Source organism: Thermomonospora cellulosilytica (assembly GCF_014138835.1).
Taxonomy (GTDB): domain Bacteria; phylum Actinomycetota; class Actinomycetes; order Streptosporangiales; family Streptosporangiaceae; genus Thermomonospora; species Thermomonospora amylolytica.
Map to the genome: position 1 here is coordinate 2,400,190 of NZ_JACJII010000001.1, position 25,660 is coordinate 2,425,849.

The following is a 25,660-nucleotide window of genomic DNA, read 5'->3' on the forward strand; positions in this document are numbered from 1 at the left end:
GATCGCTGTGGACGGTCGGTCGCCGTACCCGTACGGGGCCGGGGCGATCGCCGCCCGCGCCCGGACCGGGCGCGGGCGGTCTTGAGGACCCGGCCGTCCTCGTCTTCGGAACAGGCCCCTAGTTGAGGGTCTGGGGGAGGACGCGGAGGGCGAGGATGGAGACGTCGTCGCTGAGGTCGCCGTCGCAGAAGTCGACGAGGGCGCGTTCCACCGACAGCAGCAGGTCGCGGACGGGCATGGAGGCGCCGGCGGCGAGGATCTCGGCCAGGCGCTCCTGGCCGAAGCGCTCGCGCATCATGTCGCAGGCGTCCAGGACGCCGTCGGAGTGCAGGAACAGGGTGTCGCCCTCGCCCAGTTCGACGGACTCGATGGCGGGCTCGAAGTCCTCGAACAGGCCCAGCGGGACGCCGCCGCCGCTGGTGGTGCGGATGGTGCCGTCCGCGCGGATGATGATCGCCGGGGGATGGCCGGCGGTGCTCAGGGTGATGCGGACGCCGTCGCCGAGGTTCTCCATGCCGGCCAGCACCGCGGTGACGAACCGGTCCTCGCTGAGCAGGGCGGTGTTGACCATGGTGAGGACCTCGGCGGGCTCGGTCTTCCAGCGCGACAGCAGCCGGATGCCGTGCCGGGCGGTGGCGGTGACCGCGGCGGCCTCCTCGCCCTTGCCGCACACGTCGCCCAGCACGAAGCCCCAGCCGGTGGCGGTCTCGAACACGTCGTAGAAGTCGCCGCCGACCTCCACGCCGTGCGCGGCGGCCAGGTAGCGGGCGTCCACCTCGATGCCGGGGATGCCGGGCAGCGCCCGCGGCAGCAGGCTGGCCTGCAGGGACTCGGCGACCTCGGCGCGCCGCCGGTACAGCCGGGCGGCCCGCATGACCAGGGCCAGGTAGCGGCCGAGCCGCTGCACCACGCCCAGGTCCATCAGGTCGAACGGGCCGTGCTCGCCGCTGCCGGTGATGGTGATGGTGCCCATGCAGGTCTGGCCGTCCTCGATGGGCACGCACAGCACGGAGGTCGCGCCGATCGCCCCGCACACCGGGCTGCCGTCGGGCAGCGAGCCCAGCATGCCCAGCTCGGCGACATGGGGGTGCAGGGTGCCCTGGCGGCCGGCGTACACCGAGCGGGGCAGCGTGCCGGGGGTGGGGTCCAGCTCCTGCAGCAGGTGGGTGAGCTCCTCGGCGCGTTCGCCGCCCGGCCCCATGACCACCTGGCGGTGCAGCTCGGTCTCCCGGGAGCCGGCGGCGGTGGGGTCGGGGACCACGTCGATGAACACCCAGTCGGCCAGCTCGGCGGCCAGCAGCCGGGCGCACCGGCGCAGCGCCACCGGCTCGTTGAACACCGGCTCGTCCAGCAGCATCTCGCTGGCGGTGGCCAGCACGTCCATCCGGTGCACCACGGTGGCCACGGCCTCGTCCTCGGCCTGCCGGCCCTGCGGCCTCTCCGGTGCGGGCAGCCGGCCGGTGGCGGGGGTGGCGGCGACCACCACCATCGGGTCGGGCTCGCCGCGGATCCACACCCGGGCCAGCGTCACCACGGCCTCGACCGGCTTGTTGCGGCTGAGGAAACGGACCTGGGTGCGCCGCCGGCGGCCGGTGCGCACCACCGCGGCCAGCTGCGAGCGCAGCGCCGCCCGGGTGGGCAGGTCGCAGAAGACGGTGAACGACTTGCCGGACACGTAGCCGGGGGAGGTGCCCAGCAGGGTGGCGGCCTGCCGGTTGACCCGCCGCACGCTGGCGTCCCGGTCCAGCAGGAACAGCGGCACCGGCGCGTCCTGGAACACCGTGCGCAGCACCCGGCGCTCGGACTCGGCGGCGGCCGTCCGGCCCTCCCCGCTGGCCTGCACCGTTCCGATGGTGCGCAGCGCGGCCAGGGCCAGCTCCAGCTCCACCAGCGCCGCGTCCAGGGTCGCCCGCAGGTCCGGATCGGGCATCGCCGCGGCCTGGCGCAGTTCCCCGATCCGCCCCTCGAGATCGTTGATCTCGCGCATGAGGACGCCCGGTTCGAGCTGTTCCGGCATGCATGGCTCCCTAGACCGTCATATCCGGCGCACCGGGGCGCCGGTTCCCGCCGTCACGGGTCGTCGAAGCGCAGCTTATGCCGCCGCGCGCGATGCTGTGCGTACGACCGGTCGGGTGATCTCCGCCATCGCGGAGCTCACCACGTCGTCATTCGTACCCATCCCGGCGGCGCAGCGCGGCATCGGACACCTGTCCGGAGACGATCCGCTGGGCGATGGCGGTCAGCTTGACGTGCCGGGTCTGCGAGATGCGGCGCAGCTCGGCGAACGCGCGGTCGGCGTCGCAGCCCAGCGCGTGCATCAGGATGCCCTTGGCCTGGTCGACCACCGCGCGGGCCTCCACGGCCTGCTGCAGCTGCACGGCGGTGCGGTGCACGTCGTCGAACTCGCGGGTGTTGGACACCGCCGCCCCGCCCTGGGCGAGCAGCAGCGAGGCCAGGGCCTGCTGGCGGGGGTCCAGCGCGCCCGGCACCACCCCGTACACCGTCAGCGTGACCAGCACCTGCTCGTACTCGTGCACGGTGGTGGTGAAGCAGCGGACGCCGCGGCGCAGCATGGCGGCGACGTGGCCGGGCCAGCGGGTCTCGGCCAGGGTGTCGTCGCAGCGGACGGCGCGGCGGTCGCGCACCGCGTCGAAGATCGGCCCCTCGCCCTGCTCGATCTGCAGGTCGACCAGCTCGGCCAGGTCGGGATGGCTGCTGGCGGAGGCCAGCGGCTCGGGCGGCTCGTCCAGCGTCCAGCGCATCGCGGCGGCGCCGGCGCAGCCGGTCACCGCGCGGGCCGCGAGCTGGGTGAGCCGGTGCAGCGTGGCGACGTCGGAGGACTCGCGGACCATGCCGAGCCGGGCGATCTCCACCGCCAGCTCGTCGGTGATGACGGTGTCCGAGGCAGGCATGGGCCCAACGTTATCCGCAGCCGGACGGCCCGCCCACCGGAGCGGGAGCCTGGAACGGCCGGGCGGATCCGGTTGGATCATGGTTCCTCGTCCCTCCGCCGGCCCGGCACGGTGTCGGCGGTGCCCGTCGGGAGCCGGCACCGGTGCCGGTGCCCGCGTCGTCTGGTGACGTGCACCGCCCGTACCCGCCGAGACCGCTCCCATGCACGTTCCGGCCGCCGGGGCCGTGCCGCCCGGTCAGAAGCGGAAGATCGCGCCGCCGCGGGCGCGCAGCACGCACGCGTTGGGGAACGAGCCCGTCCACCGCACGGGGCGGCCCCGCCACCGGCCCGCCGCCTCGGCCACCACGGGCCGGTGCTCCAGCGTGCAGACGGTGTGCGGCGCTTCGCGCACGAACCGGCCGCCGGAGCGGGCGAGGTCCGCGCACGCCCGCACGGCGCGGGGATGGGTGCCTCCCGGCGGCTCGCAGGTCAGGGTGACCGTGCGGGTGCTCGAGGTGTCGGAGGCGGGATGGGTGAGGGTCAGCCGGAGATCGGTCCCGGTCGCCGCGGCGGCCGCGGCGGGCACGGCCGGCAGCAGGGCGATGGTCAGTGCCGCTCCGGTGAGGATGCGGGCGGCGAGGTGCGGCATCGACGCTCCTGAGGACGGATGGTGATCGGAACGTCGCCCACCGTATCGACAGTCGGGGGTCGCGCCGCTCAGGCGGCCAGGGCGTGTCCGCGGTCGGCGGCCAGCATCTCGCGGAGCTGCCGGCGTCCGCGGTGCAGCCGCGACATCACGGTGCCGAGCGGGGTGCCCATCATCTCGGCGATCTCCTTGTAGGAGTAGCCCTCGACGTCGGCGAGGTAGACCGCGTCGCGGAAGTCGCGGGGCAGCGCGCGCAGGGCGGCGATCACCCGGGAGTCGGGGATCCGGTCCAGCGCCTCGGCCTCGGCGGAACGGAACCCGGCCGACACCGAGGAGCTGCGGGACAGCTGCCACTCCTCGATCTCGTCCTGTCCGGCGCGCTGCGGCTCGCGCTGCTTCTTGCGGTAGGAGTTGATGAAGTTGTTGGTGAGGATGCGGTGCAGCCAGGCCTTGAGGTTGGTGCCCTCTTCGAACTGGTGGAAGTTCACGTACGCCTTGGCCAGGGTCTCCTGCACCAGGTCCTCGGCGTCGGCGGGGTTGCGGGTCATCCGGACGGCACTGGCGTAGAGCGGGTCGGTGTAGGGAAGGACGTCGCGTTCGTATCGCGCGCGGTGCTCGGCGCGCGGTGCGGCGACAGTCATCATCGCTCTCCTGGTGGTTCGTTTCGGTGTCCGGGCGGTCTGCGGCCCGCGGCCACAGCCGCCCTCCGGGGAACTCGCGGGACTCCCTGACGTACGTCGCCCTTCGTCGGGAGGTACGTCGTGCCCGACCCACTGGTTCGAAACCGGCCCCGGCGCCGGTCGCGGTCGTGGACGGAGCGGGGATGGGGGGATGTCTCCGGGCGGTGGCGGCCTTCGTTCGGGGCGCCCGCCGCGGACGGTCTGGGCCGTCCGCGCACCCGGGGTGCGCTTTCGAGTAATAAGACGCTTGACCAGGGTAAAAGGGTTGCGTGCCGTTCGTCACATGACGGAAATCCCCCGGCGCGGGGGCGGCGGGAGGCGGGCCGCGGCCGCCGTCGTGAGCGCGGTCGGCGGCCGTCGCGTCGAGCCTGACGTTCCGGCGCCTCCCGGATCCGGGGGCGCGTCGCATCTCCCCAAGGTGTTGCGTGAATTGAGTTCACAACTCAGACGGTGTCGACACGCCTGAACACCGCCCGGTAGGCTCACCCTGGTGGGGGCGATAGGAGGCCGACAGACGTGCCGGACACCGTGACCGCGGCGGACATCGCCCGGCTGGCGGGCGTGGGCAGGGCCGCGGTGAGCAACTGGCGCCGCCGTCACCCCGACTTCCCCCGACCGGTCGGGGGGACCGCGACCAGCCCGCAGTTCGCGCTGCGAGAAGTCGAGGACTGGCTGCGCGCCCAGGGCAAGCTGCGCCAGGTGCCGCCCGCCGAACGGGCCTGGCAGCAGGTCCGCTCGCGCGCCGACGACACCGGGCTCGGCGAGACCCTGGCCGAGGCCGGCGAGATGCTGCTGAACCAGGCGACCGACCCCGCGTTCGCGGCGGTGACCGAGCTGGCCGCCGAACGCGGAGCCGTCGAGGCGTACGAGTTCCTGCTCGGCCGGTTCCTGGAGGTCCAGCCGCGCCGCATCGGGCCCACCCCCGCCGCCGTCGCCGAGCTGATGGCCGACCTGCTCGACCCCGGCACGACCTCGGTGCTCGACCCCGCCTGCGGGGCGGGCACGCTGCTGGTCCGGGCCCTGGCGCGGCGCTCGCCGCAGCGGCTGCTCGGGCAGGAGCAGGACGGGGCGCTGGCCCGGCTGGCGCGCATCCGGCTGGCGCTGCGCGGTCCCGGCGCCGAGATCGCCGCCGGGGACTCGCTGCGCGCCGACGGCTTCGCCGGCACGACCGTGGACGCCGTGCTGTGCGACCCGCCGTTCAACGAACGGCACTGGGGCTACGAGGAGCTGACCACCGACGTCCGCTGGGAGTACGGGCTGCCGCCCCGGATGGAGCCCGAGCTGGCCTGGGTGCAGCACGCGCTGGCCCATCTGGCGCCCGGCGGGCTCGCCGTGGTCGCGATGCCGCCGGCCGCCGCCGGCCGCCGCTCCGGCCGCCGCATCCGCGCCCAGCTGCTGCGGCGCGGCGCGCTGCGGGCGGTCGTCGCGCTGCCGGGCTCCGCCCAGCTGTGGCTGCTGCGCCGCCCCGGGGCCGAGCCCGGCCCGTCCACCGTGCTGATGGTCGAGGGCGGCGACGCGGCGCAGATCACGGCGGCCTGGCGGGACTTCCAGTCCGACCCCGAACTGGACCGGCCCGGGGTGGGGCGCGCGGTGCCGCTGATCGACCTGCTGGACGAGGACGTCGACGTCACCCCCGGCCGGCACCTGCCCGCCGGCGGCACCGAGCGGACCGCCGAACGGTTCCTGCAGACCCGCGCCCGGCTGGCCGGCACCCTGGAGCGGATGGCGGCCCTGCTGCCCGCAGCCCGTCCCGCCGAACGCGCCCAGGACGTCCCGGTCGTCCCGCTGTCGGAGCTGGTCCGCGCCGGCGCGCTCACCGTGCGGCAGGCGCCGCTGCGCCGCGAGCCGGCCACCGCCGGCACCGGCGTTCCGCTGCTCACCGCGCAGGACGTGATCGAGGGCCGCGAGCCGTCCGCCCACGTCCCGCCGGACCTGCTGGACGACGGCGAACGCTGGATCATCGCCGAGGAGGGGGACGTCGTCGTCACCGCCGCCGCCCGCAGCCTCGCCGCCCGGGTGGTGGAGCGGGGCGGCGCGGTCCTCGGCCCGTACCTGGTGCTGGTCCGCGCCGACCCCGACCTGCTCGACCCGCACTACCTGGCGGGCATCCTGCGCAGCTCGGCCAACGTCCGGCAGTCCACCGCCGTCTCCTCCGGCAGCCGCATCGGCATCCGCCGGGCGCTGGTCCCCCGGCTCCCGGTGGAGGAGCAGCGCCGGCTCGGCGCGCTGTTCCGCCGGATGGACGAGCTGGCGGCGGCGCTGCGCGCGGGCGCGGACCTGGGCGGGGAGCTGGCCCGGCTGCTGGCCGACGGCATCGCCGAGGGCGCCCTCGGACCCGACCGGGACTGAGCGACCGGTCGCCCCGGGCCGTCCGTTCCGCCAGACTGAGTCCTGCTTGTCCGGGGGCGCCCCCCCGGACCCCGAGAACCGGGTGAGGCGATCCCCGCTCCGCAGGACTCCGTCGCGGCCGCCTGACCCGTTCGACCGAACGATGGCGAAGGGACTTCCCAATGCTGATGTCAAGCCGCAGGCGTGGCGGCTGGTGAGGGTTGGTAGTGCGTTCCGTCGCGGAGCATTGCCCACACGACGTTGACCCGGCGGCGGGCCAGGGACAGCAGCGCCTGCTGGTGGGTTTTGCCCTCGGTGCGTTTGCGGTCGTAGTAGGCCCGCGATGCCGGGCAGGCTTGCAGGCTGACCAGCGCCGACAGGTAGAACACCCGCAGCAGCCCGCGGTGGTAGCGGCGGGGTCTGCGCAGGTTGCCGCTGATGCGGCCGGAGTCGCGCGGGGCGGGGGCCAGGCCGGCGTAGCCGGCCAGCCGGTCGGCGCTGCCGAACAAGGTCATGTCACCGCCGGTGGCGGCCAGGAACTCGGCGCCGAGCCGGGGTCCCATGCCGGGCAGGCTGGTGATCACCTCGGCGTGCGGATGCTCGCGAAACCGGGCCTGGATGAGGGCGTCGAGCTCGGCGATCTGCTCATCCAGGCGCATCACCTCCCCGGCCAGGCGGGCCACCATGGCGGCGGCCAGCTTCTCGCCCGGCAAGGCGGTGTGCTGGGCCTGGGCGGCCTGGACGGCCGTGTGGGCCAAGGCGGCGGCGCCGCGGACCTTGCGGTCTTTCAGCCAGGCGTGGATGCGCCGGGCTCCGGCGCGGCGGATCGCGGCCGGGGTCTGGTAGCCGGTCAGCAGCATGACCGGGCCCTTGTCGGTCAGATCCAGCGCGCGTTCCAGGGCAGGGAAGATCTCCAGCAACTGGGCGCGGAGCCGGTTGATCTGCCGGGTGCGGTCGGCGACCAGGTCGGCGCGGCGGGTGGTCAGGATGCGCAGGTCGGTGGCGATCTCGTCACCGGGCCGCAGCAGCCCCAGGTCACGGCGCATGCGGGCCTGGTCGGCGATGACGAAGGCGTCGCGTGCGTCGGTCTTGCCCTCGCCCCGGTAGGCGCCGGAGGCGTGATGGACGGCCCGGCCGGTCAGGTAGGCCACCGGCTGCCCCTGGGCGAGCAGCAACCCGATCAGCAGCGCGGCGCCACCATGGTTGAGGTCGACCGCCCACAGCACATCCTCGCCAAGATCCAGGACGTCGGCGATCAGTTCCAGCAGGGCCGCCTCGTCGTTGGCCACCCGCCGCGACAGCAACCGCCGCCCGTCGGCGTCGATCACCACGCAGTGGTGGTGCTGCTTGCCGATGTCCATCCCCGCCCAGATCCGGAGCACCCCTCACCTCCGCCGACCCGTCACATCGATCCCGCAGACGACCTCGCCGACGTTGTCCTACACAGCGATCGAGCCGCATCTCCCAATGGGCGGTCGAGTCGTCGCCGGGCCCTGGGCGGCCAAGTCCCTTCAGCCATCAGCCGGCTCAACCATGGCAGCCATACCCAAAGCCCCCGGGCCCTCCGATCTTACGAATGACCAGATCAGACCCGCTTGAAAGGTAGGACTGCCGTGGGCGAGGTGCTCGCCGACCGGTACGAGTTGATCGCCCCGCTGGGCCGGGGCGGCATGGGACAGGTGTGGGAGGCGCGGGACCGCAGGCTCGGCGGCCGGCGGGTCGCGGTCAAGCTGCTCACCGACGACCAGATGGCCGCGCACGGCGACTCCACCGAACTGCTGCGCCGGTTCACCCGGGAGGCGTCGGTGACCGCCGGGCTGCAGCACCCCGGGGTGCCCGCCGTGCACGACGCCGGCCCCTACGCGGGCGGGCTCTACCTGGTGATGGAGCTGGTCGAGGGACGTTCCCTGGCCGACCTCGTCGACGCGCACGGGCCGCTGCCGGTCGGCTGGGCCGCCGCGATCGCCGCGCAGGTCTGCGCGGTGCTGGCCATCGCGCACGACCGGGGACTGGTGCACCGCGACATCAAGCCGCAGAACCTCATGCTCACCCGCGACGGCACCGTCAAGGTCCTGGACTTCGGGGTGGCCACGGTGCTGGAGGCGGGCCCGGGGCTCACCCGGATCACCCACACCGGCGCGGTGATCGGCACGCCCGCGTACATGGCGCCCGAGCAACTGCGCGGCGAGCGGCCCGGCCCGCGCACCGACCTGTACGCCCTCGGCTGCGTGCTGTACGAGATGCTGTCCGGCGGCCCGGTGTTCGCGGCGACCACCGCGCACGCGATGATCGCCAAGCATCTGCAGGAGACGCCCGCCCCGCTGCACCGCACCGACCTCAACCCGGAGCTGCACTGGCTGGTGCGGCAACTGCTGGCCAAGGACCCCGCCCAGCGGCCCGGCTCGGCCCGGGAGGTCTACGAGCGGCTGCTGCCCTACGTGGGGGAGGCGACGCGGCTGGGCGACATCGACCCGGTGGGCGGGGCCTCCAGCGCGATCCACACCTACGCGCGGATCCTGGTCCGGCTGTCGGGCACGACCGCCTCGACGGCCGCCCCCCAGAACCCGTACGCCGCCTACAGCGCCGCGTCCACCGCCGGCCATGGCGGGGCCTACGGCGGATACCCGCAGCACGTGCCCGGAACGATGCCCGCGGGCGCGGCCCGGCCGCAGCGGAGTTTCGGCCGGCTGCTGCGGCATCTGCTGTGGACGCTGCCGAGCGCGCTCGGCCTGGGGTTCTTCAACTGGATCGGGTTCCTGTACGTGGGCCTGCGGCACCAGAACAAGGGCTGGCTGGCGTCCGCCGTGGTCTACATGCTGCTGTCGGTCGGGCTGCTCGGCCTGATCGTGTCGATCCCCGAGGAGACCCATCCGCTGGACGGGGTCGCCGCCGGCTACCTGTTCCTGATGTGGTTCGGCGGGTTCTTCCACTCGATGGTGGTGGCCGTGCAGCGGCTGAGGCTGCTGGACCGCGACCCGCCGCCCGTTCCGTACACGGCGTACCGCTAGAACGGCCGAGGGCCCCGGCCGGTGGAGGCGGCCGGGGCCCTCGGGGTCCTCTCCGGTGGTCCGGGGGGGCGACCCCCGGACCACCGCGATCAGCCGGGGATCAGCGCAGCAGGTGCCGCAGCGCGCGGCCGATCAGCGCGTTGCGGGCGGCCGGCGTGCCGACCTGCTCGAGGCCGAAGCCCAGCAGCACGGTGTCACCGGTGACCACCGCCGACACCGAGTCGATCATCGCCTCGGAGCGGACGAACTCCGCGGCGTTGCCCGGGCTGCCCTCCGGCGCCCCGGCGATCGTCCACGGGCCCAGCCCGGACTCGAAGCCCTCGGCGTCGAGCTGCCCGGCCGTGGTGGTGACCTTGGTGTCGTCGATGAACAGCCCGGTCCCGCCGGTGAACGGGTCGCTCACGTACGCGATCGACACCTCCACCTTCTTGCCGGCGTAGGCCGACAGGTCGAAGGCGGCCGGCACCCAGCCTCCGGACTCCCCGGTGAAGGAGTTCCAGCGGCCGGTGGAGCCGGTGGGCGAGCACGGGTTGCCGCCGGTGATGTAGTGCGTCAGATGCGGGTGCATCTCCAGCAGGAACTCCCCTTCGCACTCGGTCGGCACGTCCGAGGAGGTCCGCCCGTTCTTGTCGGGCAGCGTCGTCCAGTCGTCGCCGCCCTCGGTGCGGGCCTCGACGATCACGTGGTCGTACCCGGTCTCCAGGCTGAACGACAGCTGCGCCTGCAGGGCCGGGGCCTGCTCGGCGGTCACCGAGGTCAGGTCGATCGTGCGGGTCAGCCGCCGGTACAGGGCGTCCTGGTGGGTGCCGGCGACGTACCACGAGCCCTCGACCGGCTCGTACGGCCCGGCCGCGCCGACGTAGTCACCGGCCTTCCAGCTGCGGAACTGCGGGAACTCGCCGGTCGGCAGCACCGTGCTGGTGACCTGGAAGCCGCCCGCCTCGTTCAGCGGGTTGGTGGAGGTGCCCGCCAGGCCGGCGTTCGTCCCGTCGAAGGGGCTGCCCTCGCCGGTGAACCCGGTCGGCGAGCCCACCACCGCGCGGTCGTAGGCGCCCAGGTAGTACTGCACGAAGTCGTCCGACAGCAGTTCACAGTCGTCGCGGAAGCTGCTGGACAGGAAGCACGGCCGTTCCGGGTGCCCCTTCAGGCCGTAGTAGATGCCGCCGCCGTTGGCGCCGCGCAGCGGGCCGAAGTAGCTGGTGGTCTCGCCGGTGTGCAGCAGCCTGCCGCCCTCGTTGAGGTACGACCGGACGTTGAGCACCAGGTCCTTGGCGCGGTCGGCGACCTGCGAGTCGGGGAACGGGCCGATCACCGAGTTCACCGGCTCGTCGGCGGCGTCCTGGGTGAGCCGGTTGTCGCCCAGGTACCACACCACCGCGTCGAAGTGGCCGAGCACGCCGAGGTCGTGCGGCACGCCGTCCTCGTCGACGTCCCAGACCACCGACTTGATCTTGTTGGCCCTGATGGCGTCGACGTACTGCTGGGCGTAGCGGGGCGCGTTCGTCCCGGCCGGGTAGGTCGGGTTGACGCCCTTGTAGTCCTCGTCGGCCAGGACCAGCACCCGCGCGTCCTGGTCGTCGCGGACCCGGTAGGTGAAGTGCCCGCTGGAGACCCTGCCCTTGCCGGGCTTGACGCCGGAGAACCACACCTCGACCTTGTCGCCGGGCCGCTGGCCGCCGACGACGCCGCGGTACTCGGCGAAGTAGTGGGTGCCGTCGTCGCCGTACCGCTCGCCGCCCTGCCACTCGCGGACGTCGGCGGTGCGGACCCGGCCGCCGTTGACGCGGTAGTGCATCCGCTTGTCCCGCAGCGAACGGCGGATCACCGACGCGGCCTGCTGGCGGTCGCCGTAGGAGACGGCGAACTCGTCGGGGTCGAAGTCGGGCACGGTCCGGCCGACCGGCGAGTACGGGTGGTCGGGGTTGTGCGCCGACTTGGCGACGTCGACGGCGTACCGGTAGTTCTTGGCGGCCTCCGCCGCGATCAGCTTCTCGTCGTCGGGGAACTCGAAGCCGCTGCCGCAGTCGCCCGGCTCCCAGGCGTCGTCCGGGTCGGAGGCGGCGGCGACCTCACAGGTGGACATCTCCGGCGTGTGCGTCAGCGTGCCGAAGGTCTCCTCCATGTGCCCGTCGGTCTCGCCGTTGGTGGTGTAGAGCTGCGCCCCGAGCTGCGGGATGTAGCCGGGGACGGCGGGGGTGTCGATGTCGCCCAGGATCGCCTTGTGGATCAGGTCGTCCGGGCTGGAGGTGAGGGCCTGCCAGCCCACCCCGTACAGCAGCAGCTGGGCGGCCGAGTGCCAGTTGATGGCGTACTTGGGCCGGATCCGCTCGAACAGCCTGATCTGGGCCTGGGTCTCCGGCTCCGAGGCGGGCGAGGGGCCGCGGTAGGTCTCGCTGGTGCGGAGGGGGGAGGAGCCCTCGTTGTCGTAGCCCCACTTGTAGGGGAAGTTGCGGTTCAGGTCGACGCCGTCCTGGGCGGTGATCTTCCCGTCGCCGTCGTTGTCGCGCAGGTTCTTGCGCCACAGCCGGTTGCCCGGGGTGAACGTGTGGTCGTAGCCGTCCACGTTGATCACCGGGATGAACCACAGGTCGGTGGTGTCGATGATCCGGGTGAGCTCGGGGTCGGTGCCGTAGCCGTTCACGTAGTGGTGCAGCAGCCGGCGGACCATCTCGGGGGTGATCCACTCACGGGCGTGCTGGGTGGCCTGGTAGACCACGGCGGGCCGCTGCCGGTCCCTGAGGGTGGCGACGTTCTTGCTGACCCGCACGGCGGTGATCGGCTTGCCCTGGACGCTGCGGCCGATGTCGACGGCCTTGGCGATGTTGGGGTGGTCCTGGGCGACCTGCAGCAGTTCCTCGCGGATGTTGCCCTCGCCGCTGTAGGGGCGGAAGACCTTCTCCTGCTGCTTGGCCGACCGCTGCGCGACGGTCTGCCCGTCGACCTTCTTGGGCTGCAGCTTGATGCCGCGCCTGGCCAGGTCGCGGGCCTGTACGCCGGTCAGCGTCAGCTCCACCCGGACCCGCGGGTCACGGGCGCGGGCGCCCCGGGTGACCAGGGTCTCGGCGTGGTCGACGCCGGCCGCCTGCAGGGCCTTGATCTGCTCGGCGGACAGGTCGCCGGTGTAGACGTCCACCCGCTGGTCGGCGGTGCCCGGTCGCGGGCTCGCCTGGGCGGGCGCGGTCAGCACTCCGGCCAGGAGCGCCGCCGCGGCGACGAGGATGGTGGGTGTTCGTTTCCGGAAGTGCCTGCGCGTCATCGCGCCTCCCAGGGCCGGGACGAATGGGGGCGGGGCGATCATCTGCCGGGGGGCTTGGGGTGTCAATGTGCGAATAGTGACAATTGCCGCTTGTGGCCATTGGTGTGTGCTGAGCGCCCGCCGAGGTGGTAGAGCGTTCGGCGATGCCACGGCCCCTGGCCGGAACTGGCGTCCGGTGCCGCCCGGATTGTGGCTCTTTTTCGCCAATGTCTTTACAAGGCCGTTTTCTGGCCCGAGTGCGGACGGCGGGCCGCTCGTGCACCGTTCGACTTGCGATCCCGCCGGCCGGCCCCGACGATCGACACCATGAACATGGGCGGCCCTCCGACCCCGGACCCAGCCGACCGGCCCCCCGCGCCCCCCGAACCGGCGCAGGACTGGGCCCCGGTCACCGAGAACGACCCCTCACCCGACCGCCCGGCAGCCGCAAGCTCCCCGGACGACGTCAAGGTCGCCCCGCTGGGTCCCGCCGCCACGACACCGGCCCGGCCCCGGACGCCCACCGACACCCGAGACGCCCCGGCCCCCGAGCCCACCCGGACGACGGAGGAGCCTCCGGACACCGAGCCCGTGCCGGGGGAGAACGCGCGCGATTTGCCCGCCGGACCACCCGAGGCCACGCCCTCGCACGCTCGGCCGGTTGACGCCGAGCCTGCGGTGGTCGACGCCGGGCCCGCCCCGGAGGAGAGCACACGCGGGGTGCCCGCCGGATCAGCCGAGGTCGCGCCCTCGCCCGGCCGGGTGGCCGATGACGAGTCCGCGGTGGTGGGCGTACGGCCTGTGCCGGGGGAGAAGCCGGGTGGGCTGTCGGCTGAGCCGACGGAGGACACGCCGGGACATGAGGCGGAGCGGTCCTCAGGGGACTTGGAGGGAGCGTTCGCGGCCGAGGACGAGGCGGCGCGGCCCTCGGGGGACTTTCTGCGGGCGTTCGTGGGCGGGGACACCTGGAAGGCGATGCTGGTGGTCGCCGATGGGGTGTTCGCGGGAACGGGCGTGCGCGGGGCGCTCACGCTCCGGGTCGACGAGGCGCTGGGGGACGGGACGGACCCGGCGTACGCGTATCCGGAGGCGCCGTTCCCGGTGTGGGCCGACGCCTCGGGGCTGGTGCTGGACCTCAGCGCGCGGTTCGCCGGGGCGCGGGTGGGGGTTCTGGGCGGTGACGCCGCGCGCGGGGACGCGGAGGGGTGGACGGCGCTGGGCGTCCGCTCCGGTGGGCGGGCCGGGTTCCGCCAGCGGCATCACGGGGTCCTGGTGATCGACACGCTGAACCCCCGGTCGCTGTACCGGCCGTTCGGCGGCCCGGCGCGGCCGAACGACGAGCCGATCGGGCCGGAGGCCGCGGGCGAGGCCGCCGAGGGGCCGGACGCCGGTGTGGTGATCGTCGCCGACCTGCGCGAGGCGGGCGTCCGGGTGCTGGACGCGGCGGCCCTGTGGCGGTACGCGTGCCGGACGGTGACCACGGCGCTGTACGACCCCCGGACCCCGGCGACCTGGGAGCAGACCAGACGGGAACTCCGCGGCCTGCGCCACGTCGGCTGCATCGACCCCGGGCTGGGCCTGGGGCTGGTGATCCATCTGGACGCGGACCGGCGTCCCTGGTGCCCGCTGGGCTTCCTGATCGACGAGGACCCGGCGACCGGCCAGGCGGCGGCCCGCCTGCTGCGGCCCTGACCGGGCCGTCTCAGCGGACCGCGGCGGCGAACCGGGCCGGGTCCCAGCGCAGGGTCGTGGCGTGGCCTTCCAGGTGGGCGGCCAGTTCCACCGGGTCGGTGGTGTCGGGGGCGTCGGTGAGGATGCCGCACAGGAGGGCGTCGCGGGTGCGGACGGCGGCGAACGCGCCGATGCGGGCGAGGCCGGTGCCGTCCAGCGCGGCCAGTTCGGTGAGCAGCGCGGACAGGGGGGAGGCGCCGGCCGGGTCCGGCAGGAAGCGGGCCTGCGCCACCAGGCGGGGCGCGACCTCCTCCGGGTCCGCGCCGGACAGCAGGTAGCCGGTCCACCAGGGGGCGCCGGGGACCGGTTCCTTGGCGCGGACGCGCAGGCCCGCCTTGGCCACGCAGTGCTCGTAGGCGTCCGTCAGCAGCGGCTCGGTGGCCGCCTCCTCGGCGTACAGCAGGCCCCGGGCGGTGTCGTCGGCGCGCTCCAGCCGCTCGATCATCTCGCGGTGCAGGGCGCCGACGGTCTGCTCGACGCCGTCCAGCGCCGCCGCCCGGGCGGCCTCGGCCTCGCGGGCCGCCCGGACCTGGTGCTCCAGCGCCGCCAGCCGGGCCGTGGTCTCGGCCAGCTCGCGTTCCAGCCGCCGGGTCAGCGCCGCCGACACCGCGGCCGCCGCGGTGGCCCTGGCCCGGGCCGGGCGCGGCGGCGTCCCCCGGGTCAGCGGCCCGGCCTGCGGCTCGGGTTCGTCCTCGGGCTCCTCCTCGGGCACGGTCGCCGTGTCCGGCCGCCGTTCCAGCTCGTCGACCCGGGCGCGCAGCCGGCGGATCTCCTCCTGCGCCTGCGGCAGCCTGCGGTCGAACGCCAGGTAGAGTTCCCGCCCGGCGACGGCCAGGCACAGCAGGATCAGGATCCAGGTCGACATACCGCTCCTCGAGGCAGGGCTGCGAGACGACCCTAACCGCAGCTCACCGCACCGGCACGGTCCCGCACGGCAGATGTCCGGGACAGGCCGCCCGGTCAGCCCTCCACGACGGTGATCTCGGTGTGCCCGAGATCCTCCAGCGGGCCGCGGATCTGCGCCGCGTCGCCCACCGCGATCACGGTGAGGGCGTCCTGGCGGACGTGCTCGGCGTACGCCCGGGCCACCTCGTCGGCGGTCGCCGCCCGCAGGTCGTCCAGGTAGCGGCGCGGGTAGTCGGGGCCCAGCCCGGCGGACGCCGCGTCGGCGAACTCGGCGGCCACCGACCGCGCGGTCTCGTAGTCGGCGGGCGCCCGGTCGGCCAGCGCGCTCACCGAGGCCCGGCACTCGGCCTCGCCGACCCCGTCGAGCATGCTGCGCAGCGCGCCCAGCGCGTCGGTCACCGCGTCGGCGGTCACCTCGGTGTGCACCGAGCCCTGCGCCACGAACACCCCGCAGTGCCGCATCCGCAGCAACCCCGCGCGCATTCCGTAGGTGTAGCCCTTCTCCTCGCGCAGCAGCGCGTTCAGCCGGGAGGTCAGCCCGCCGCCCAGCACGTGGCAGGCGACCGCCAGCAGCGGCCAGTCCGGGTGCGACCGGGGCGGCACCCCGTGCCCGAACGACAGGTACGTCTGCACCGAGCCGGGCCGGTCCACGATCACCAGCCGCGGCCCCGGGGTGGGCGCCGCGGTGTCCGGCGGGGCCAGCGGGCTCCCGGTCGCCCGCCAGCCGCCGAACGCCTCGGCCAGCATCGCCTCGGCGTCCAGCCCGGCCAGGTCCCCGGTGATCACCGCGGTGCCCTCGGCCGGCGCCACCGCCGAGTAGAACGCCCGCACCTGCTCGCCGGTCAGCTCCTTGACCGTGTCCGGCGACCCGCCGGTGGGCCGGGCCGGGCGGCTGCCCGCGGGGAACAGCCGGGCCCGCAGCTCGCGCATCGCCCGCGCGCCGGGGTCGGCGTCCTCCTGGGCGATCTCCTCCAGCCGTTCCCGGACCAGCCGCTTGACGTCGGCGTCGTCGAGGGCGGGCCGGCGCACCACGTCCGACAGCAGCTCCAGCGCGGCGCCCAGCCGGGTCGCGGGGGCGTCCAGCGCGATCCGCAGCGAGGTCAGGTCGGCGGTGGCGTACAGGCTGGCGCCCAGCCGTTCGAACGCGGCGGCCAGCGCGGTCCCGCCGCCCGGCTCGGTGCCCTCCAGCAGGGCGTGCGCGGCCAGCGTGGCCACCCCGTCCTGACCGGCCGGCTCGCGGCCCGCCCCGGCGTCCAGCACCAGCCGGACCGCCGCCAGCCGCCGTCCCGGCAGGTCGCAGCGCAGCGTGGCCGGCCCGCCGGGGATCTGACCGGTCACCCCGGCCGGGAACGGCCACGGCGGGATCGGTCCCGGCACCGGACGGGCGGGGAAGTCGGGGATGAGGGTCGTCACCGGGCGCCTCCGTAGCTGAGTGCCGTGCGGGCGCCGGGGGCCAGCCAGCGCCGCGCCGCGTCCTTGATCTCCTCGGCGGTCACCGCGGCGGCCCGCGCGGCGGCGGTGAACGTCCGGGCCGGGTCGCCGAACTGGGTGGCGTTCGCCGACAGCGCGTTGGCCAGCCCGGTCACCGTCTCGGTGCGCTCCAGCAGGCCCCGCTCGGCCTGCGCGGTGGCCCGCGCCGTCTCGTCCTCGGTGGGGCCCTCGGCGGCGAACCGGGCCAGCTCCTCGTCCAGCACCTCGGCGATCTTGGCCGGGTCGGGCCCGACCGCCTCCACGATGGCCAGCGACGGCCCGCCGACCATCCGGGTCACCCCGGTCCACACCTCGGTGGCGATCTGGTCGCGGCGCACCATCCGGTCGTACAACCGCGACCCGGTCCCGCCGCCGATGATCTCCACGGCCAGCTCGGCGGCCTCGATCTCCGATCCGCCGTCGACCGGCAGCGGCAGCATCGCGAAGTAGGCGGGCGAGGGGACCTCCTCGTCCACCTCCTCCAGCCGCACCTCGGTCAGCGGCTCCAGCCCCCCGGGCCGGGCGGGCGGCGCGGCGGGCCCGGCGGGGATGGCCCCGAAATACCGCTCGGCCATCTCGATCACCGCCCCGGGGTCGACGTCGCCGACCACCGACAGCACCGCGTTGCCGGGCGCGTACCAGGTGCGGAAGAACTCCACGCAGTCCTCGATGGTGGTGGCGTCCAGGTCCTCCATCGAGCCGATCGGGGTGTGCGCGTACGGGTGCCCGGGCGGGAACGTCAGCCGGCACAGCCGCTCGAACGCCGTCCCGTACGGCTGGTTGTCGTACCGCTGGCGGCGCTCGTTCTTGACCACGTCCCGCTGGTTGTCCAGGTTGGCCTGGGTCAGCGCGGCCGGCAGCGTCCCCATCCGGTCCGCCTCCAGCCACAGCGCCAGCTCCAGGTGGCTCACCGGGACGGTCTCGTAGTAGTTGGTGCGCTCGAACGAGGTGCTGGCGTTGAACGTCGCCCCGGCGCTCTCCAACAGGGCCGCGTGCTCGCCTTCCGCCACGTTCGCCGACCCCTGGAACATCAGATGCTCGAACAGGTGCGCGAGCCCGGTCCGGCTCTTGCCGTCCACCCCGGTCTGCTCGTGCCGCGACCCCACCGCGTACCAGATGTTCACGGCGGCCAGCGGCACCACGTGGTCCTCGCAGACCACCACCCGCAGCCCATTGCCGAGCGTGTGCTCATGCAGCGGCTGTTCAGCCACGAAGCGCTCCCGTCCCGTCGATGCCCGCACCCGCGACGACCGCCCCCCGTACGACGGCAGGCCGGCATAACCCCTTGATTCTTCCTGCTCACCGTACCCGCCCCGAGCACGGCACCGCCGTCACGGACCTCGAACCCCATCGAAACGGAAATCGGGACGGGGGTCTGGGGGCGGCGCCCCCAGAACTTCCACGGCGACGTGGGACGACCTCTTACAGGTGAACCGCCGCGGAGCTCCAGCGGAGCGGCGGTTCACCTGGGCGGTCCGGGCACCGCAGCCGGCCCGTCCGGAGCGAGCCCCGGGCGAGCGCAGGACGGGCCGGCGAGGATGCGCGGATCCGCCGCGGGGGGTGTGGGGGGTCGTCCCCCCACACGATCAACGAGTGACGCCGCGTTCTGCCGCCAGGGCCTCGTCGAGGTCGTCGTACAGGACGAAGATCTTGGTGAGCTGGGTGACGTGGAAGACCCGGCGGACCCGGTCGTTGGCGCCGACGAACGACATGGTGCCGTTGCGGGCGCGCAGGCGGTGGTAGATGCCGACCAGTACGCCGAGGCCGGTGGAGTCCAGGAAGGTGACGTCGCTGAGGTCCACCACGAGGCGGACGGGGCCGGTGTCGATGACGTCGAGCAGTTTCTCGCGCAGCCGGGGGCTGCTGAAGACGTCGAGTTCCCCGGTCACCTTGACCACGGTGACGTCCTGCTCGACGCGATGCTCAACCGCGAATTCCACGGATAATCCTGCGCTTTCGTCTCTGGGGGCGGGTTCGGCCGGTGGGTCCTGCCGACCGGATGCTGTCCATACCCAGGCGGGCGGAACCTATCCGGCCGGGCGCCGGAACGCGGTGCGCCGGGTCGGTCTCAGCGCGGGGCGGAGCCCCGTACCCGTAGGGAGCCGAGCAGTTCGGCGGTGGCCGCGGCGATCTGCTCGACGGCGCGGTCGAACGCCTCGGCGTTGTGGGCGGCGGGGGTGCGGAAACCGGACACCTTGCGCACGTACTGCAGGGCGGCGGCGCGCACGTCCTCGTCGGTGGGCTGGTCGGTGAACGGCGGGCGGAGCGTCTTGATGCTGCGGCACATGTCTTCGATTCTCCTCCCCGCCGCCGCGACGGCTAGGGGATCTGGAACAGCGCCCAGACGACCTTGCCGTGGGGCAGGCCGCGCCAGCCCCAGCGGTGGGTGAACGAGTCGACCAGGTGCAGGCCGCGGCCGGTCTCGGCGATGTAGTCGGGTTCCTTGCGCTGGGGGCCCTGGCGGGTGCCGTCGAGGATGCCGCACAGCAGCCAGGGGGTGCCCGCGGACCGGCCGGGCAGGAGACGGAGCTGGATGGCGCCGGGGACGGCGGTCGGGGGGAGCAGGCCGGCGCAGGCGGGGAGGCTGTGCCGGAGGGCGTTGGTGACCAGTTCGGTGACGACCAGGGCCACGTCGTCGGTGAGGGCGCCGAGGTCCCAGTCGTCGAGTCTGCCGGTGACGAAGTGACGGGCCTCGGTGACGGCTTCGGGGTCGGGGCGGACGGTCAGCGCGACCGTTCCGGGGGCGTCGGCCATCAGCAGGCCGAGTGCGCGGTCGAGGTCGGGGGGCAGATGGAGGGACTCCGGCACCGGGGTCGCACCGGGCGGGCGGGCGCCGTGCCCGCACCTTCCGGCCGGCGGCCGACCGGCCGTCACGAGGGGAGACCAGCCCCATCGCGGTTCCTCGCGTACCTGGCGTGACGTCATCCCCAGACCCCGCAGTCCGATCTCGATGTGCAGCCCGAGTTGCTCGGAAGTCCCGTGCGTTATCCTGCGCATCGTAGCGTGCGAATGCAAGGCCCGATGCACGTGCATCCGACTCATGCGAGTTCATTGAGCCCGTGCGAGCCGGGGGCCCGTTCAAGATCGGAGGGATCGCGCGGAGAGGACACTGCAGTGGCACACTTAGTGCGCTGTCCGCCATCTAGCGGGAGGTTGGGCGTGACTCCGGAGACGCCGGGCGCAGGGTCCACGGTCCGTCGGATCCTGCTGGGTTCGCAGCTGCGCAGGCTGCGCGAGGCCAAGGGCGTGACCCGCGCGGAGGCCGGGTACGTCATCCGCGCGTCGGAGTCGAAGATCAGCCGTCTGGAGCTGGGGCGGGTCAGTTTCAAAGAGCGAGACGTGGCCGACCTGCTCACGCTGTACGACGTCACCGACGAGGCGGAGCGGGAGGCGTTGTTGCAGCTGGCGCGGGATGCCAAGACACCGGGATGGTGGCACCGGTACAACGACGTGCTGCCCAGGTGGTTCCAGGCCTATGTCGGCCTGGAGGAGGCCGCCGCCATGATCCGGACGTACGAGTGCCAGTTCGTGCCCGGCCTGCTGCAGTCGGAGGACTACGCGCGGGCGGTGATCCGGCTGGGCAACGCGGGCGCCACCGAGGACGAGATCGAAAGTCGCGTCACGGTGCGCATGCAGCGGGCCCGGCGGCTGCACGCCCAGAACGGCCCCCGGCTGTGGGCGGTGCTGGACGAGGCCGCGCTCATGCGGCGGATCGGCGGCCCCGAGGTGATGCGGGGGCAGTTCGAACATCTGATCGCGATGTCGAAACTGCCCAACGTCACCATCCAGGTGATGCCGTTCCGGTTCGGCGGGCACGCCGCCGAGGGCGGGGCGTTCTCCATCCTGCGGTTTCCCGAGCCGGACCTGCCGGACGTGGTGTACGTCGAGAACCTCGTCGGGGCCCTCTACCTGGACAAGCGCGACGACGTCGACGCCTACCTGCAGGCGATGGAACGCCTGTGCGTCGACAGCGAGACCCCCGAGCGCACCGTCGAGATGCTCGACGAACTTCTCAGGAAGACTTAGATGCTCAAGACCTACAACGGAATGCCCGCCGCCGAGCTGCACGGCGCCCGGTGGCACAAGTCCCGGCGCAGCAACTCCCAGGGCAACTGCGTCGAGGTCGCCGAGCTCCCCGGCGGGAGCGTGGCGATGCGCAACAGCCGGTTCCCCGAGGGCCCGGCACTGATCTACTCACGTCCCGAGATCGAGGCGCTGATCCTCGGCGCCAAGGACGGTGACTTCGACCATCTGATCGCTCCCAACTGACCTCCGCCGACCGCCCCCGACCCCGCCGTGGACGTCCCGTTCCGGCGGGGTCGTGGTGTCCGTGACGGGTCAGCCGCAGTTGCCCCAGGGGGCGCCGGCGCTGCCGGTGGAGGTGCCGCCGGAGTAGCGGACGCAGACGCCCTTGGCGGAGACGTAGACCGGGCCGGCGTAGTACTGGAAGGAGCCGCTGTCGCTGTCGCCGCCCCCGTTCTGGGCCTCGATCCTGGTCCAGACCTTGGTGGCCTTGCCGACGTTCCTGGTCTTGATCGTGACGGCGCAGTTGTAGCCGGAGCCGTTGTAGAGCTGGTAGACGGTGCCGCCGGGGAAGCTGCTGGACCGCTGGACGTAGTACCCGCCGCCGTGGCCGCCGGAGTTGCACACCTGCTGGGGGCTGTAGGGGTTGGGGCGCTCGGGCTGGGTGGCGCCGCCCCCGCCGGTGCCTCCGCTGGGCCGGCCGGTCGGGGACGGGGTGCCGTTCTTGGGCTTGGCCGAGCCGGTCGGTTTGCCGGATGTGCTGGGGGAGCGGCGCTTGCCGGGCGCGGCGCTCCCCGGTCCGCCGGGGGCGTTCGGGTCGCCGCTCTGGGTGGTGCCGGGACCGTTCGCGACCACGTCGGTGCCCGAGGCCGCGGCCCCGTCGCCGCCGGACCGGGTGGCGGCCCATACCGACACCCCCACGACCAGCGCCGTCACCGCGGCGGCGGCCACCGCCGGCACCAGCCTGCCGCGCTGCCGCCCACTCTGAGGCGGAGCACCCGCCGCGCCCGTGACCGGGGCGTACGCGGACGGCGGCGGGTTGCCCCCTGCTGCGGAGGCGTACGGAGGCACGGTCGCGGCCGAGGCGAACGGCGGGGTGTCGCCGCCCATACCGGGGGCGCCGCCGGGTGGGGCTGGGGTGTTGCGTTCCGGGGCGGGGCTGGGGGCGTATGGGGGCGAGGCGAACGGTGGGGTGTCGCTGCTCGCACCGGGGCTGCCGGCGGGTGAGGCCGGGGTGTTGCCCTCCGGGGCGTGCGGGGGCGACGGGATGCGCGGGGTGTCGCCTGCGTCGGGGTCGATGGGCTGCGGTGGAGCCTGGAGAGCACCGGGGATGTCGTACGGGGCGGCGTTGTTGGAGCCGACCAGGAGCTCCTGCGCCTGACGGGCGGTGGGGCGCCGGGCCGGGTCCTTGGACAGGCAGGCGGTGACGACGCCGCGCAGCGGCTCGGACAGGTTCCCCAGGTCGGGCTCGCCGGTGAGGATGCGGTGCATGACCGCGGCCAGGTCGTCGTTCCCGAACGCGGGACGGCCGGTCGCGGCGAACACCATGGTGGTGCCCCAGGCGAACATGTCGGTGGGCGGCCCGATCGGCTCGCCCCTGAACTGCTCGGGCGACATGTACGCGGGGGTGCCGACGTTCTGCGTCTCCCCGGCCGCGCCCAGCGCCCGCGCCACGCCGAAGTCGATCACCCGCGGGCCGTCCGGGCCCAGCATGACGTTGTGCGGCTTGAAGTCGCGGTGCACGATGCCGGCCCGGTGGATGGCGGTGAGCGCGGTCAGCGTGCTGATCGCCAGCCGTTCCAGGGCGCCGCCGGTGCGCGGCCCCTCCTCCATCACCTGCCGGAACAGCGACCTGCCGGGCACGTACTCGCTGACGATGTACGGCTGGTCGCCCTCCACGTCGGCGTCCAGGATCTGCGCGGTGCAGAACCGGGCGACCCGCTTGGCGACCTCCAGTTCGCGGACGAACCGGCCGCGGGCGTTCGGGTCGGAGGTCAGCCCGGCGTGCAGCAGCTTGATCGCCACGAACCCGTCGCCGGGGGCCATCCCGCCCGCCGGCCGGCCCAGGTAGACCGAGCCCTGACCGCCCTCGCCCAGCCGGCCGAGGATCTCGTACGCGCCCAGGCGGGCGGGATCCCCGGCGCGCAGAGGGCGGGCGTCGGGCGTGGTCCGGTCCGTCACGGTGGTCTCTCTCGTCACAGGGGGCTCGGGCGCAACACTGTGCCGGGCTTCACCTTATGGGCATTGCGGGCGGGCCCGTGCCGGACGGCGAACGACCGGGCGACCGTCTGTGGTCGCCCGGCCGCTCATCGTGACGTCCGGCGGGCCGAGGTGGACTGCTCAGGCCGCCGCGGGCGCGGGGTCGCCCTCGGGGCGGCCGGGCGGCGCCTCCGCGGCCAGGCCGCGGCGTTCCAGCCGGGCGGCCACCGCCAGCGCCCGCAGCGAATGGGACCTGATCGGACGGCGCTCGTCGGTGGTCCTCGGCCGGAGAATGCTGCTGTTGCCGTTCATCGGATCCCTCCCTGTAGGTCGCGTGGGCCGTCGGCCCGTCCGGTGCGAACGCCCAAGATCGACCGCTTATTCCGTCCGTACGGGATTTTCGTACGAATCATGCCCGTGACTGCTAACGCATGTACCGCCTTCCCTTCGTTAGAAACCTGTGGCATCCTGTCTAACGTTTGCAATGCGTTCCTACCGTTAGGAGGGCTCCATGGGGGCCACCGCAGTCACGACCGCGCCGACCACCGGCCACGTCGGCGTCAACGTCACCGACCTGGACCGCTCGGTCGCCTTCTACCGGGCCGCCCTGGGACTGGAGGTGCTGAACGAGTCGCACGAGACCGGCCGCCGCTTCGCGTTCCTCGGCCACGACGGCACCCTGCTGATCACGCTGTGGGAGCAGAGCGAGGGCCGCTTCCCGACCGGCCTGCCGGGCCTGCACCACCTGGCCTTCCGGGTGCCCGACATGGCCGCCGTCCGCCGCGCCGAACAGGCCCTGCGCGAACTGGGCGCGACGTTCCTCCACGAGGGGGTCGTGGCGCACGGCGAGGGCGCCGGCTCGGGCGGGGTGTTCTTCACCGACCCCGACGGCATCCGGCTGGAGATCTACGCCCCGTCCGGCGCCGAGGACCGGCCCGCCCCCTCCGGAACGGCCCCCACCTGCGGCTTCTTCTAGACGATCGCCGAACGGTCCGGAATCGGCGGAGGGAACGACCATGGCATACCACTCGGGCCACCCCGGAGAGATCGCCGTGCAGCGGCGCAACGGCGTGACCCGTGACGGCTGGGGATCGGCGGGCACCCGCGCCGCGATCCCGGAGGTCGCCGCGGGCTTCCTGCGCCGGCAGCGGCTGATCGCCGTGGGCACCGCCGCCGACGACGGCACCGTGTGGGCCGACGCGGTCACCGGCCCGGCCGGATTCGTCACGACCGGGCCGGGGGACCGGCGCATCGTCATCGACGCGCTGCCCCGGCTGGTGTCCGTCCACTACGAGGACGAGCACGACATCGGCCTGATCGCCATCGAGCCGCCCACCCGTCGCCGCATGCGGGCCAACGGCGTCGCGCGCCGTGACGGCGACCGCCTCGTCGTCCGGACCGAGCAGGTGTACTCCAACTGCCCCAAGTACATCCAGACCCGCCACATCGTCGAGGACGTTCCGCCTCGTGTTCCGGGCGAGCCCGTGACGGGGCGTTCGCTCACCACGGCGCAGCGGGAGGCCGTCGCGCGGGCGGACACGTTCTTCATCGCCACCCATGCGCCGGGGCACGGCACCGACGTCTCGCACCGTGGCGGCAACCCCGGTTTCGTCCAGGTGACCGGGACCGACCGGCTGACCTGGCCCGAGTACGTGGGGAACGGCATGTACATGACGCTCGGCAACCTGGAGCTGAACCCGGCCGCCGGTCTGCTGTTCATCGACTGGGAACGGGGCGACACCCTCCACCTGACCGGCCGCGCCCGCGTGGACTTCGACCCCGGCCGCGCCGCCTCGGTGCCGGGCGCACGGCAGATGGTGGACTTCGAGATCGACCGGGTGGTGTCCATCCCGGGGGCGCTCGCCCTGCACTGGCGGTTCGGCGAGTATCACCGCTTCAACCCACCCGTGGCGGAGCTGACACCATAGAAAGGTGGTCGTGGAGAAGGACGGTCTGACGGACGGCGGTGCCCCGGCGCTGGGAGAGCCCCTGGCCATCGAGTTCGGCAACACCCGCTATGCCGTGCGCGGCACCCCCCAGGAGGGCCTGGCCGAGCCGGGCCACCTGGCCGCCTGGCTACGCGACCATGCCGACGCCTTCGACCCCGGCGTCGCCGAAGCCGCCGTCGCCGCCCTGACCCCGGCCCACCTGCCCGCCTTCGTCCGCCTCCGCGACACCATCCGCGCCTGCAACCGCGCCGTGGTCGACGGCCACCCCCCGGCCGCCGACCTGATCGACCACCTCAACGAGACCGCCGCCCTGGCCCCTGCCTGGCCCCACCTGTCCTGGTCCGGCGACGCCCCCGCCGTCACCCCCAGGACCACCGCGCCCCCCGTCGACGCCGCCCTGGCCGCCATCGCCCGCTCCGCCATCGAGATCCTGGGCGGCTCCCGCCGCACCGCCCTGCGCGCCTGCGGCAGAACCGGCTGCATCCTGTTCTTCCTCAAGAACCACCCTCGCCGCGAGTGGTGCTCCCCCCGCTGCGGCAACCGAGCCCGCGTGGCCCGCCACTACGACCGCCACCGCCCCAAGACCCCCTGA

The 25,660-nt window shown here is 73.8% G+C and carries 22 protein-coding genes; 8 read left to right on the top strand and 14 right to left on the bottom strand.

Features of this window, described 5'->3' with window-relative positions:
• Window positions 1-118 precede the first annotated feature (118 nt).
• From HNR21_RS11415 to HNR21_RS11430, 4 genes are all read right to left on the bottom strand, one after another.
• Window positions 119-2,017, bottom strand: coding sequence for a SpoIIE family protein phosphatase (locus HNR21_RS11415; protein WP_182705174.1), 1,899 nt, complete (start codon window positions 2,015-2,017; stop codon window positions 119-121).
• Between the two features lie 148 nt (window positions 2,018-2,165).
• Complete coding sequence (locus HNR21_RS11420) at window positions 2,166-2,912, bottom strand: GAF and ANTAR domain-containing protein (protein WP_182705175.1); 747 nt, start codon at window positions 2,910-2,912, stop codon at window positions 2,166-2,168.
• Window positions 2,913-3,149: 237 nt separating this feature from the next.
• Window positions 3,150-3,542, bottom strand: coding sequence for an SSI family serine proteinase inhibitor (locus tag HNR21_RS11425; protein ID WP_182705176.1), 393 nt, complete (start codon window positions 3,540-3,542; stop codon window positions 3,150-3,152).
• 68 nt (window positions 3,543-3,610) lie between these two features.
• Window positions 3,611-4,183: a sigma-70 family RNA polymerase sigma factor gene (locus HNR21_RS11430; RefSeq protein ID WP_198679369.1), complete on the bottom strand. Its 573-nt coding sequence runs from the start codon at window positions 4,181-4,183 to the stop codon at window positions 3,611-3,613.
• A gap of 552 nt (window positions 4,184-4,735) precedes the next feature.
• On the opposite strand from HNR21_RS11430, the gene HNR21_RS11435 reads away from it, so the two are divergent.
• A complete protein-coding gene (locus HNR21_RS11435) occupies window positions 4,736-6,568 on the top strand; it encodes an N-6 DNA methylase (RefSeq protein WP_312880985.1) in 1,833 nt (610 codons plus the stop codon).
• 170 nt (window positions 6,569-6,738) lie between these two features.
• Here HNR21_RS11435 and HNR21_RS11440 read toward each other — a convergent pair whose 3' ends face one another.
• On the bottom strand, window positions 6,739-7,908 hold the full coding sequence (locus tag HNR21_RS11440) for an IS110 family RNA-guided transposase (RefSeq protein WP_182708600.1): 1,170 nt from the start codon (window positions 7,906-7,908) through the stop codon (window positions 6,739-6,741).
• 252 nt (window positions 7,909-8,160) lie between these two features.
• Here HNR21_RS11440 and HNR21_RS11445 point away from each other — a divergent pair, with 252 nt between their 5' ends.
• Window positions 8,161-9,555, top strand: a complete 1,395-nt coding sequence (locus tag HNR21_RS11445; protein WP_182705177.1) for a serine/threonine-protein kinase — start codon at window positions 8,161-8,163, stop codon at window positions 9,553-9,555.
• Window positions 9,556-9,655: 100 nt separating this feature from the next.
• Here the strand turns inward: HNR21_RS11445 and HNR21_RS11450 are convergent, their stop codons facing one another.
• Window positions 9,656-12,811, bottom strand: a complete 3,156-nt coding sequence (locus HNR21_RS11450) for a M14 family metallopeptidase (RefSeq protein WP_182705178.1) — start codon at window positions 12,809-12,811, stop codon at window positions 9,656-9,658.
• An 864-nt stretch (window positions 12,812-13,675) separates the two neighbouring features.
• On the opposite strand from HNR21_RS11450, the gene HNR21_RS11455 reads away from it, so the two are divergent.
• Window positions 13,676-14,482 (top strand): hypothetical protein, encoded by an 807-nt coding sequence (locus HNR21_RS11455; RefSeq protein ID WP_182705179.1) that lies wholly within the window; start codon window positions 13,676-13,678, stop codon window positions 14,480-14,482.
• Between the two features lie 10 nt (window positions 14,483-14,492).
• Here the strand turns inward: HNR21_RS11455 and HNR21_RS11460 are convergent, their stop codons facing one another.
• The 6 genes from HNR21_RS11460 to HNR21_RS11485 form a co-directional block, all read right to left on the bottom strand.
• On the bottom strand, window positions 14,493-15,386 hold the full coding sequence (locus HNR21_RS11460) for a hypothetical protein (protein ID WP_182705180.1): 894 nt from the start codon (window positions 15,384-15,386) through the stop codon (window positions 14,493-14,495).
• A 95-nt stretch (window positions 15,387-15,481) separates the two neighbouring features.
• Entirely contained in the window at window positions 15,482-16,840 is a 1,359-nt protein-coding gene (locus HNR21_RS11465; protein WP_182705181.1) for a M16 family metallopeptidase, read from the bottom strand.
• On the bottom strand, window positions 16,837-18,108 hold the full coding sequence (locus HNR21_RS11470) for a M16 family metallopeptidase (protein ID WP_119727172.1): 1,272 nt from the start codon (window positions 18,106-18,108) through the stop codon (window positions 16,837-16,839). Before HNR21_RS11470 ends, HNR21_RS11465 begins: the two co-directional genes overlap by 4 nt.
• Window positions 18,109-18,483: 375 nt before the next feature.
• On the bottom strand, window positions 18,484-18,837 hold the full coding sequence (locus tag HNR21_RS11475; protein ID WP_119727173.1) for an STAS domain-containing protein: 354 nt from the start codon (window positions 18,835-18,837) through the stop codon (window positions 18,484-18,486).
• A gap of 128 nt (window positions 18,838-18,965) precedes the next feature.
• Window positions 18,966-19,184: a DUF2277 domain-containing protein gene (locus tag HNR21_RS11480; protein ID WP_119727174.1), complete on the bottom strand. Its 219-nt coding sequence runs from the start codon at window positions 19,182-19,184 to the stop codon at window positions 18,966-18,968.
• Window positions 19,185-19,216: 32 nt separating this feature from the next.
• Entirely contained in the window at window positions 19,217-19,705 is a 489-nt protein-coding gene (locus HNR21_RS11485) for an ATP-binding protein (RefSeq protein WP_246442096.1), read from the bottom strand.
• A 351-nt stretch (window positions 19,706-20,056) separates the two neighbouring features.
• Between HNR21_RS11485 and HNR21_RS11490 the strand changes: the two genes are divergently transcribed.
• Both HNR21_RS11490 and HNR21_RS11495 read left to right on the top strand, forming a co-directional pair.
• Window positions 20,057-20,923: a Sco1979 family transcriptional regulator gene (locus tag HNR21_RS11490; RefSeq protein WP_182705182.1), complete on the top strand. Its 867-nt coding sequence runs from the start codon at window positions 20,057-20,059 to the stop codon at window positions 20,921-20,923.
• Window positions 20,924-21,166, top strand: a complete 243-nt coding sequence (locus tag HNR21_RS11495; RefSeq protein ID WP_119727175.1) for a DUF397 domain-containing protein — start codon at window positions 20,924-20,926, stop codon at window positions 21,164-21,166. It begins immediately after the preceding gene.
• A gap of 69 nt (window positions 21,167-21,235) precedes the next feature.
• On the opposite strand, the gene HNR21_RS34665 is transcribed toward HNR21_RS11495, so the two are convergent.
• Both HNR21_RS34665 and HNR21_RS11505 read right to left on the bottom strand, forming a co-directional pair.
• Window positions 21,236-23,101 carry a serine/threonine protein kinase gene (locus HNR21_RS34665; protein ID WP_312880986.1) on the bottom strand — a complete coding sequence of 622 codons (1,866 nt, stop codon included), beginning with the start codon at window positions 23,099-23,101 and terminating at the stop codon, window positions 21,236-21,238.
• 159 nt (window positions 23,102-23,260) lie between these two features.
• Complete coding sequence (locus HNR21_RS11505) at window positions 23,261-23,431, bottom strand: hypothetical protein (protein ID WP_157995748.1); 171 nt, start codon at window positions 23,429-23,431, stop codon at window positions 23,261-23,263.
• A gap of 199 nt (window positions 23,432-23,630) precedes the next feature.
• Between HNR21_RS11505 and HNR21_RS11510 the strand changes: the two genes are divergently transcribed.
• Genes HNR21_RS11510 through HNR21_RS11520 form a run of 3 tightly spaced genes read left to right on the top strand, consistent with a single transcriptional unit; the run spans window position 23,631 to window position 25,660 of the window.
• On the top strand, window positions 23,631-24,095 hold the full coding sequence (locus HNR21_RS11510; RefSeq protein ID WP_119727176.1) for a VOC family protein: 465 nt from the start codon (window positions 23,631-23,633) through the stop codon (window positions 24,093-24,095).
• A gap of 40 nt (window positions 24,096-24,135) precedes the next feature.
• Window positions 24,136-25,047 carry a pyridoxamine 5'-phosphate oxidase family protein gene (locus HNR21_RS11515; protein ID WP_182705183.1) on the top strand — a complete coding sequence of 304 codons (912 nt, stop codon included), beginning with the start codon at window positions 24,136-24,138 and terminating at the stop codon, window positions 25,045-25,047.
• A gap of 10 nt (window positions 25,048-25,057) precedes the next feature.
• Entirely contained in the window at window positions 25,058-25,660 is a 603-nt protein-coding gene (locus HNR21_RS11520; protein WP_220500130.1) for a CGNR zinc finger domain-containing protein, read from the top strand.

What these genes read in the sequence shown, in the direction of transcription:
- HNR21_RS11415 (WP_182705174.1), bottom strand. Translation starts at nt 2,017, where the DNA reads ATGCCGGAACAGCTCGAACCGGGCGTCCTCATGCGCGAGATCAACGAT.
- HNR21_RS11420 (WP_182705175.1), bottom strand. Translation starts at nt 2,912, where the DNA reads ATGCCTGCCTCGGACACCGTCATCACCGACGAGCTGGCGGTGGAGATC.
- HNR21_RS11425 (WP_182705176.1), bottom strand. Translation starts at nt 3,542, where the DNA reads ATGCCGCACCTCGCCGCCCGCATCCTCACCGGAGCGGCACTGACCATC.
- HNR21_RS11430 (WP_198679369.1), bottom strand. Translation starts at nt 4,183, where the DNA reads ATGATGACTGTCGCCGCACCGCGCGCCGAGCACCGCGCGCGATACGAA.
- HNR21_RS11440 (WP_182708600.1), bottom strand. Translation starts at nt 7,908, where the DNA reads ATGGACATCGGCAAGCAGCACCACCACTGCGTGGTGATCGACGCCGAC.
- HNR21_RS11450 (WP_182705178.1), bottom strand. Translation starts at nt 12,811, where the DNA reads ATGACGCGCAGGCACTTCCGGAAACGAACACCCACCATCCTCGTCGCC.
- HNR21_RS11460 (WP_182705180.1), bottom strand. Translation starts at nt 15,386, where the DNA reads ATGTCGACCTGGATCCTGATCCTGCTGTGCCTGGCCGTCGCCGGGCGG.
- HNR21_RS11480 (WP_119727174.1), bottom strand. Translation starts at nt 19,184, where the DNA reads ATGTGCCGCAGCATCAAGACGCTCCGCCCGCCGTTCACCGACCAGCCC.
- HNR21_RS11495 (WP_119727175.1), top strand. Translation starts at nt 20,924, where the DNA reads ATGCTCAAGACCTACAACGGAATGCCCGCCGCCGAGCTGCACGGCGCC.
- HNR21_RS11505 (WP_157995748.1), bottom strand. Translation starts at nt 23,431, where the DNA reads ATGAACGGCAACAGCAGCATTCTCCGGCCGAGGACCACCGACGAGCGC.
- HNR21_RS11510 (WP_119727176.1), top strand. Translation starts at nt 23,631, where the DNA reads ATGGGGGCCACCGCAGTCACGACCGCGCCGACCACCGGCCACGTCGGC.
- HNR21_RS11515 (WP_182705183.1), top strand. Translation starts at nt 24,136, where the DNA reads ATGGCATACCACTCGGGCCACCCCGGAGAGATCGCCGTGCAGCGGCGC.